Below are 8,048 nucleotides of genomic sequence, written 5' to 3' on the forward strand. Positions count from 1 at the left end.
GGGATCGGCGATGCCTTTGGGAGTACCGATGGAGTTACGCCTCCTGGGTCCGATTGAGGTGTGGTGCGACGGGCGGCAGCTTGCCCTCGGGGGACGCAAGCCGCGAGCCTTGCTCGCCGCCCTGCTCCTCGACGCCGGACGGGCGGTCACCGTCGAGCGGCTGATGGAGGCGATCTGGCGGGACGACCCGCCGCAGACCGCCCGAGGCGTGCTCCACACCTACGTCGCCTCGCTGCGCAGGGCCTTCGAGAGCGTGGGCCGGCCGGGAATCATCGTCTCCCACCAGGTGGGATACACCGCCGAGATCCCCCCGGACGCGCTGGACAAGAACGTGTTCGAACGGCTCGTGAGCCAGGGACGGCGAGCCGCGCGCGAGGAGAGCCACCGCGAGGCGGGGGAGGCCTTCCGCGCGGCGCTGGCGCTGTGGCGGGGCCCGGCCCTGGGCGGGCTCGGCGACACCTACCTGAGCGCCGAGGCCGCCAGACTGGAGGAAGTACGGCTCGCCGTACTGGAGGAGCGGATCGCGGCCGATCTGGCGACGGGCGGCGGTGAGGGCCTGATCGACGAGCTGACCGAGCTGGTCGCGGCACATCCGGTCAGGGAGCGGCTGCGCCGCGACCTCATGGTCGTGCTCTACCGGGCCGGCCGCCAGGCGGACGCGCTGGCCGTCTACCAGCAGGGCCGGCTGGCGCTGATCGACGAACTGGGCATCGAGCCGGGGCCGGAGCTGCGGCAGGCACACGAGGCCATCCTGCGGTCGGACACCGCTCTTCTCGCAGGTGCGGCGACAGGCGTACCTCCCCGGCAGTTACCCTCGTCGCTGCCCGACTTCACCGCCCGAGAGGACGAGCTCGCCGCCTTGTGCGACCGGCTCACCAGGCCGGACTCCACGCCGGTCTGCGTGATCTTCGGACCGGGCGGCGTCGGCAAGTCGGCACTCGCTCTGCGCGCCGCACACGAAGTCGCGCGTTTCTACCCCGACGGTCAGCTGCACGTCGAGCTGCGCGGCACCAGCGAGGCGCCCGCCACCCCGCTGGAAGTCCTCGGCCGGCTGCTGCGGGAGCTGGAGCCCGGCGTCTCACCGCCCGGCACCATGGAAGAGCGCGCCGCCCGCTACCGCACGCTGCTGGCCGGCCGGCGCGAGCTGGTCGTGCTGGAGGACGCCGCGACCGAGAGCCAGGTCCGGCCGCTGCTGCCAGGCGCCCCCGGCTGCGGGGTGATCGTCACCTCTCGCAACCGGCTCACCGGCCTGGCCGGCGTCACGGTGCTCGAACTCGGCCTGCTGCCTGACCAGGATGCGCTGCACCTCCTGGGGCAGATCACCGGCGCGGAGCGGATCGCCGCCGACCCGGACGCCGCACAGCGGGTCGTACGGCAGTGCAGCGGCCTGCCACTCGCGCTGCGCATCGCGGGATCAAGGCTGGCCTCGCGCCGCCAGTGGTCAGTGGCACGCCTGGCCGACCGCCTGGCCGACGAGCAGCGCAGGCTCGACGAACTGGCCGTCGGGGACCAGGAGGTACGAGCCACCATCGCCCTCAGCTACAACCTCCTGTCATCCGAGGCCAGGACCGCGCTGCGCCGCCTGGGCCTGCTTGGCCTGCCGTACACCCCGGTGTGGGTGGCGGCGGCCGCCGCGGAGACCGGCCTGGACGAAGCAGAGCGGGTGCTGGAGCACCTCGTCGACGCCTCCCTCGCCACCGTCGTGGAGAACCGCTACCGGCTGCACGACCTGATCCGGCTGTTCGCCCGGGAGCGTGCCTACGAGGAGGAGCCGGCGCCAGAACGCACGGCGGTGGTGCGCCGAGTGCTCGGCGGGTGGCTGTGGCTCATCGAACGGCTCGGCGAAGCCGTACCCAACGGAGTCCCCGTGCACCGCACCTCCCCGGATCTCGCGCGGCCGCTGGACCCGCAGGTGCTGCACGGGGCACTCGCCGACCCGCACGCCTGGCTGCGTGGGGAGGAGGAGACGCTCATCGTCGCCGTGGAGCTGGCGGCGGCGATGGACCTCGACGACATCGCCGTCGAGCTGGCCGCCACACTGTGCTCCACGGCCCTCGAAGGCAGCCGGTACGTCTTCGACAACCCCTTCGCGGCATGGCACCGCACGCACGAGGCCGCCCTCGCCGTCGCCCGGCGCATGGACAACACCCTGGGCGAGGCGATCCTGCTCGCGGGACTCGGCCGCCTGTACTACGAGCGCGACCACTTCGCCGAGTCCCGCGACTACCTCAGCCAGGCGCTGTCGCTGTTCCGCGCCGCGCAGGACACCAGAGGCGAGGCCGCCACGCTCGCCGCCCTCGGCGCCTCCTGCCGTGAGCAGGGATACCTGCCCGAGGCCCTGCACTTCCTGGAGCGGGCGAGCCGGCTGTGGAGCGACCTCGCCGACCCGGAGGCCCTCGCGCACGTCAGGCGGCTGGCCGGCAGCGTCCACCTGGAGCGCGGCGACTACCCGGACGCCTGGAGCGAGCTGACCTCGGCACTGTCGTTGTACCAGGACGCGGGCAGCCGCCGCGGGGAAGGACTGACCCTGCGCACCATGTCCCTCTACCACCGAGCGCGCGGTGAGCTGGCGGAGTCGCAGGAGCTGTGCGAGCGGGCGCTGGAGATCTTCCGCGAGCTGGGCGACAGGCTGATGGAGGCGTACGGCCTGTGCGCCCTGGCCAAGACCCAGGTACGGCTGCGCCAGTTCGACGCGGCGGGCCGCGCACTGGCGGAGGTCCTCCCGGTGACGCGCATGCTCAACGACCGCTGGGGCGAGGCGTGGACGCTGCGCACGCTCGGCGAGCTGGACTTGGCCGAGGGGCGGCTTTACCAGGCCAAGAGCCGCCTGGAGGAATCAATGGCGCTCTGGGGAACGCTGCGCGCCGCCCTGTCTCGCGCGCGCACCCTGCGCGACCTGGCCCAGGTGCACGAGGCACTCGGCGACGATACCGCCGCCGCGATGGCCAGGGCGGAGGCGCTGGAGATCTTCCGGCTGCACGAGGCGCGGGAGTATCGCGAGCTCGGTGGAGAGGGATTACAGCGCTTTTGAAGCGGGTGGATGCATCATGAAGCCTCCCTGTCACCCACGGAGGTCTCCATGCCCGACATCGTGCTCCTGTCCGACCCGCGGATCGCCGAGGTGCCGGTGAAGGAGTGCGGTGAAGCCCTGGTGGATCTGCGCACCCTGCCGGCACTCCGGGTGGACGAGCGCCTGGCCGACCCGGAAGGGGCCTTCGCGCGCGTACGGCTGAGCGTGGCCGACCGCCTGATCGCCGCCCAGGCACGTCTGCCCCGCGCGCTCCGGCTGCTGGTGGTGGAAGGATTCCGCCCGGTTTCCCTCCAGGAGAAGTATTTCGCCGCGTCCGTGGCCAGACACCGGGCAGCCAACCCCGGCTGGGACGACAGGCAGGTCTATGTGGAGGCCAGCCGTTACGTCTCCCCGCCGCAGGTGGCCCCGCACGTCACCGGAGGCGCCGTCGACCTGACCCTGTGCACCGCCGCCGGCATGGAGTTGCCCATGGGGACGCAGGTCAACGCCACCCCTCCGGAGGACACCGACGCGTGCTACACCGCCTACCCGGGCATCTCCGCTGAAGCCCGCCGCAACCGCGACATCCTGGCGACCGCCATGGCCTCCGCCGGCTTCGTCAACTACCCCACCGAGTGGTGGCACTGGTCCTACGGCGACCGCTACTGGGCCCTGATCACCGGCGCCCGCTACGCCTGTTACACCATGACCCCGAGCCCCGCCCCTTGAGCGCGCCTTCCTCCGGGCGGCGTCAAGCGACGCGACGATCATTGCGCGCGCTCGCCTCGGTCAGGTCGTCGCGCCACCCCTGGGGTTACGTGGCCGTACACCCACAGCACGTGCGCGCCACCGGGTACGCGGGAGGAATCGAACAGGCTGGACTCGGCGACGATGAGGAAGGGGATGGCGAGGGCGTCGGACCGTGTGGGCACCGCGGAATCCCCGCGCGCCGGCCGAGATGGGGGGCGGGCGCACGGCGCGGTCAACTGCATCGCCGGGGGAGTGGTGCCATTCCGAGCTGCAAAGGACGCAGTAGATCGAAACGACACGAAGCGATGCAGAACATGCGACATCGAGCGATGCAAGTCACATGCCTGCTGCTGGTCGGCGCCGGCCCTGCGCCTGCACCAGGCCCCGGCGAGCCTGGACGACGCGCTGTCCCGGGTGGACGCGGTGGTCCGCGAGGACCGGCTGGTCGGCGGCCTGGTGGCCGTTCGGACGTCCTGAGCCGTGGATCAAGTTTTAGTCTGAGGTCAGCCCCGCCCAGCGACCTCGCCGAGGCGTCCAGAAGAACCGGGTTTGGTCTCCTTGACGGGCAGCACCATGAGGATCGAAAGGATCAGGAGGCCACCCAATATCACCACCACACTGATCTTGTCGATGATCGGGAAGACGTGCAGGTGCAGCATGTGCCACAGGAAGTGGATCGCGTTGTAGATCAACCATGCGCCCCCGGTCACCGCCAGGGACTCCCGGGTCGGCCGGCGCAGCGCCCACACGCTCAGCACCAGCAGCGCCAGGTTGAGCGCCCCCACGTCGACGGCCAGATGCTCGTTGTACGGGCCGAGCGCCGCCACCCAATGGAGCCCCGGCGCCGGGAAGTCGTTGTAGAACGACAGCGGGAACGCCGCCGCCCACACCCCCTGGTATGCCGCCGCCACCGCCAGCACCCCGGCCATCCAGCGCTTGGCCGCCACGGTCATCGCGACGCCGCCCACTGCTCGAAGGTGATCTTCCCGCTGCGGAAGTCGCCGGCCGGCAGCACGCCACCGTTCGCCATCGCCTTGCCGACGGGCACCGTCAGCACCAGTTTGCCTTTGGCCAGGCGGCGCATCATCGATGCCATCGTCAGCACCTCGGGGCCGGCCAGCTCGGTCGCCCGGCCCTGGGCGGGGCCTTCGGCCAGGCGTACGAGCTCGGCGGCGACCTCGGAGGCGGCGACCGGCCGGCTCACCATCAACGGCGCCACCTTCACCGGGCCAGGCACCTTGTCGAGCATCTGCGCCGCGAACTCGTGGAACTGCGTCACCCGCAGCAGCGTCACCGGGATCGGGCCGGCCAGCGCCAGCTCCTCCTGGCGGCGCTTGCCGATGTAGTAGCCCGAGTCGACCCGGTCGACCCCGACGATCGACAGGACCACATGGTGACGTACGCCCGCCCGCTCCTCCGCCGCCAGCAGGTTGCGTGTCTCGGTCTCGAAGAACGCCACCGACGCCTTGCGGCTGAGCGTCGTCACGTTCGCCACGTCGATCACGACGTCCACACCGCGCAGCGCGTCGTCGAGGCCGGCCCCCGTTATCAGGTCGACGCCGCCCGACCGGGCCATCACCACGACCTCGTGGCCCTGCTCGCGCGCCCGCTCAACCACCAGCTTGCCGACCCAGCCGGTTCCCCCGGCCACCGCCATCCTCATTGCGTCCCACCCTTTCTCGTCGACTCGGTAAACAAGACAAGGACGAGGGGCCGAATGTGACAGCCGATCGCACCCGCTCGACCGCCTGCTTGTCGGTTGGGCGCAGCGCGTGAACGGGCAGGATGTGGCAGCCCAGAACCGTTGCGCGTCCGCCGGGGCGTGGTTCTTTGAACGGCGACCCGTGATCGGTGGTCACCGTCTCCGGCGCGAAGACGGCAGCCCGGCCACCTTGTGCCCGGCGAACTCCGCGACGACCTGAGCCGCGATCCCTGGGTACGCCAAATGGCGATCCCAGAATCGCGCCATTGACCGATCCAAGTCACAGGATCGGTATGACGACATCTCGCGGTGTCGGGGCTCTACCTCCGGCGAGCTTCGAGCGCATCCAGAATCAGGTCCAGGCCGTAGCTGAACTCGCTCGTGTGGTCGTAGCCTGGCCGCAGGACGTGGTCGACGATCATCTCGGTGAGGTACGGCAACTCGTCCGCCGGCAGGTGCTCGAGGATGCCGCCGGCCACTTCCTCGACATCGTCCGCCGTCGTCATCGGCAGGTTCGCCTCCTGGAGGACGAACCCGGCGATGTAGCTGTCGATGAGCGAGACAGCGTGCGCGGCCATCGGCAGCGTGAATCCCGCCTCCCGGAGGACGCCGAGGATGGCGTCGTGATGGCGTAGCGTCGCCGGCCCGGGGTTGCGACGGGAGTCTATGAGCCCGAGAGCCCAGGTGTGCTGCGCCAAGACCGCACGTGCAGAGGAAGCGCGCGCACGGATCGCGTCCTTGTTCGGTACGTGGTGGTAGAGCGACATCGCCTCCACGCCGCCGCGATCCGCGACCTATCTTGCGTGCGTAAGCCGCCTTACTCGTGTAAGTCCGGGCATCAGCCGGTGGCCAACGGCTGACCTACGACGCGCCCCGCGGGGCGGGAGAAGGAGATGCCGATGCCGAGGTGGTGGGGGCACGTGAACAAGAGGCTGTTCAACCCTCGCGCGATCGCGGGCGGGAGGTGGCCGGTGCTGATTCACGTCGGGCGCATTTCTGGCGCGACGTACCGCACGCCGCTCGATGCGCATCCCGTCGACGGTGGCTACCTGTTCGTTCTGGTGTAGGGATCGCGCTCGGACTGGGTGCAGAACGTCCTGGCAGCTGCCGGTGCGCGGCTCCGGGTTGACGGAGAGAGGTGGAACGTTTGTGAGCTGCCCGGAAGCGTCGTAAGCGGCCGGTTGCCCGAAGACGTCACAACAGGACGGGCTGTCTGGTCTTAACCGGCGACGACCCCCAGAGAACAGAGGACCTAGTGCGGACGACTTCGTCGGCCTGCGGCCACGTCGGCCTTCCACGCTCGGGAGGCAGGCCATGACCGAGGCGGGCGCCGAAACAGCCGACCTGATCGTCCAGGAGGCCTATCGGGTGCGCGGCGGCGTGAGCGTCGCCGGAGCGGAGGTCACCGCAGGGTGGATCGTGCTGAACCCCGACACGCTGCAGCGCTGGCACCGCCCATGACCAGCCTGCCCTCACCACAGGCGCCACGTGTGCCGCTGAAAGGCGTACCGATGATCGACCCGAACCTGTCCACTGAGCACGACTACAACGGCTCCGTGTTCAAACCGCTCTACGTCACGCGCGTCGCCGTGGGCGGCGGCAGCTCCGCCCACGGCCGGGCCACCGGCAGGGCCCGCTCCGCCGACGGCGCCCTCGCCTTGGAATTGCGGATGCCTGAGGAATTGGGCGGTGACAACCCCGGCCCGAACCCCGAACAACTCTTCGCCGCCGGATACGCCGCCTGCTTCCACGGCGCCCTCAGCCTGCTGGCCCGCCGGCACCTCCTCGACCCTGGCCAGATCACGGTGGAGGCGACCGTGACCTTCGGCCGCGACCCCGCCGACGGCGGCTACCAGCTACGCGCCGACCTCGCCGTTACCTGGCCAGGAGTCGAACCCGCTACGGCCGCCCCACTGCTCACGCATGCCGCCGCGCTGTGCCCGTACGCGAAGATGACCCGCCAGGGCATCCCGGCCAGGATCACCCTGGCCCCCTCCTAGCCGCCTCAGTGAGGAGGAACCCCGGTCATGACGCGACCGGGAGAGTGGGAGAGTCCGGTTGCGAGGCGGGTCGCGGGCTCTCGCGATGACCACGATCACCAGCAGAATCGCGGTCGTCCGTCCAGTCGTCGGTGGCCGCGGTCAGGGCGGCCCGCCACCAGCAGGAGGTTGATCAGTGTGTCGCGTGGCTGTCAGTCCACACGATGCCACAGCGGAACGGGCGCCTTGCCCGGCAGCAGATTCGGGCCGTTTCGCGGCGGCCTCCACCGACGATAGCCCGGGCACCATGACGTCGGGCCCGCTCATCTCTTGCCGCCGGCTCTGACGCGGCCCTTCCATCCTCGCTGGTGATGACCTCAGTCCGGGGCCGAAGGTTCCGACCATCGGCCCAACGTGCTACATCGCCCGGCATGAGAAAACTGGTCCTTCTGCGTTTCGTGCGGGCATCAGCGCCGGTCGTGTCAATGTGAGGTCCCAGGACATGCTTAACCGTTTGTCATCGGGAGATGCTTAACGTCCGTCGGGCTGGGTGCCCTTGCCTCGGACGTAGAGACGGGTGACGGGTGTGGTGTCGCGGCGGGGCCTG

Annotated in this window: 9 protein-coding genes; 5 read left to right on the forward strand and 4 right to left on the reverse strand. The window is 70.4% G+C overall.

Features of this window, described 5'->3' with window-relative positions:
* Positions 1-28 precede the first annotated feature (28 nt).
* Both Q9G87_RS49110 and Q9G87_RS49115 read left to right on the forward strand, forming a co-directional pair.
* Positions 29-3,031, forward strand: coding sequence for an AfsR/SARP family transcriptional regulator (locus Q9G87_RS49110; RefSeq protein WP_305923572.1), 3,003 nt, complete (start codon positions 29-31; stop codon positions 3,029-3,031).
* Between the two features lie 48 nt (positions 3,032-3,079).
* On the forward strand, positions 3,080-3,739 hold the full coding sequence (locus tag Q9G87_RS49115) for a M15 family metallopeptidase (RefSeq protein ID WP_305923573.1): 660 nt from the start codon (positions 3,080-3,082) through the stop codon (positions 3,737-3,739).
* A gap of 38 nt (positions 3,740-3,777) precedes the next feature.
* Here the strand turns inward: Q9G87_RS49115 and Q9G87_RS49120 are convergent, their stop codons facing one another.
* The 4 genes from Q9G87_RS49120 to Q9G87_RS49135 all read right to left on the reverse strand — a co-directional run bounded on the left by Q9G87_RS49120 (position 3,778) and on the right by Q9G87_RS49135 (position 6,229).
* Complete coding sequence (locus Q9G87_RS49120) at positions 3,778-3,942, reverse strand: hypothetical protein (protein WP_305923574.1); 165 nt, start codon at positions 3,940-3,942, stop codon at positions 3,778-3,780.
* 321 nt (positions 3,943-4,263) lie between these two features.
* A complete protein-coding gene (locus tag Q9G87_RS49125) occupies positions 4,264-4,728 on the reverse strand; it encodes a hypothetical protein (protein WP_305923575.1) in 465 nt (154 codons plus the stop codon).
* A complete protein-coding gene (locus tag Q9G87_RS49130) occupies positions 4,710-5,423 on the reverse strand; it encodes an SDR family oxidoreductase (protein WP_305923576.1) in 714 nt (237 codons plus the stop codon). Before Q9G87_RS49130 ends, Q9G87_RS49125 begins: the two co-directional genes overlap by 19 nt.
* A 359-nt stretch (positions 5,424-5,782) precedes the next feature.
* Complete coding sequence (locus Q9G87_RS49135) at positions 5,783-6,229, reverse strand: TetR/AcrR family transcriptional regulator C-terminal domain-containing protein (RefSeq protein ID WP_305923577.1); 447 nt, start codon at positions 6,227-6,229, stop codon at positions 5,783-5,785.
* Between the two features lie 132 nt (positions 6,230-6,361).
* Here Q9G87_RS49135 and Q9G87_RS49140 point away from each other — a divergent pair, with 132 nt between their 5' ends.
* The 3 genes from Q9G87_RS49140 to Q9G87_RS49150 all read left to right on the forward strand — a co-directional run bounded on the left by Q9G87_RS49140 (position 6,362) and on the right by Q9G87_RS49150 (position 7,462).
* A complete protein-coding gene (locus Q9G87_RS49140; RefSeq protein WP_305923578.1) occupies positions 6,362-6,529 on the forward strand; it encodes a hypothetical protein in 168 nt (55 codons plus the stop codon).
* A 247-nt stretch (positions 6,530-6,776) separates the two neighbouring features.
* Positions 6,777-6,923, forward strand: coding sequence for a hypothetical protein (locus tag Q9G87_RS49145; protein WP_305923579.1), 147 nt, complete (start codon positions 6,777-6,779; stop codon positions 6,921-6,923).
* 50 nt (positions 6,924-6,973) lie between these two features.
* Entirely contained in the window at positions 6,974-7,462 is a 489-nt protein-coding gene (locus Q9G87_RS49150) for an Ohr family peroxiredoxin (RefSeq protein ID WP_305923580.1), read from the forward strand.
* Positions 7,463-8,048: the final 586 nt, after the last annotated feature.

The organism is Nonomuraea turcica, assembly GCF_030718205.1.
Lineage (GTDB): Bacteria > Actinomycetota > Actinomycetes > Streptosporangiales > Streptosporangiaceae > Nonomuraea.

Bases quoted from the DNA above. Each gene is read 5' to 3' on its own strand.
- Q9G87_RS49110 (WP_305923572.1), top strand. From the start codon at position 29: ATGGAGTTACGCCTCCTGGGTCCGATTGAGGTGTGGTGCGACGGGCGG.
- Q9G87_RS49115 (WP_305923573.1), top strand. From the start codon at position 3,080: ATGCCCGACATCGTGCTCCTGTCCGACCCGCGGATCGCCGAGGTGCCG.
- Q9G87_RS49130 (WP_305923576.1), bottom strand. From the start codon at position 5,423: ATGAGGATGGCGGTGGCCGGGGGAACCGGCTGGGTCGGCAAGCTGGTG.
- Q9G87_RS49135 (WP_305923577.1), bottom strand. From the start codon at position 6,229: ATGTCGCTCTACCACCACGTACCGAACAAGGACGCGATCCGTGCGCGC.
- Q9G87_RS49140 (WP_305923578.1), top strand. From the start codon at position 6,362: ATGCCGAGGTGGTGGGGGCACGTGAACAAGAGGCTGTTCAACCCTCGC.
- Q9G87_RS49145 (WP_305923579.1), top strand. From the start codon at position 6,777: ATGACCGAGGCGGGCGCCGAAACAGCCGACCTGATCGTCCAGGAGGCC.
- Q9G87_RS49150 (WP_305923580.1), top strand. From the start codon at position 6,974: ATGATCGACCCGAACCTGTCCACTGAGCACGACTACAACGGCTCCGTG.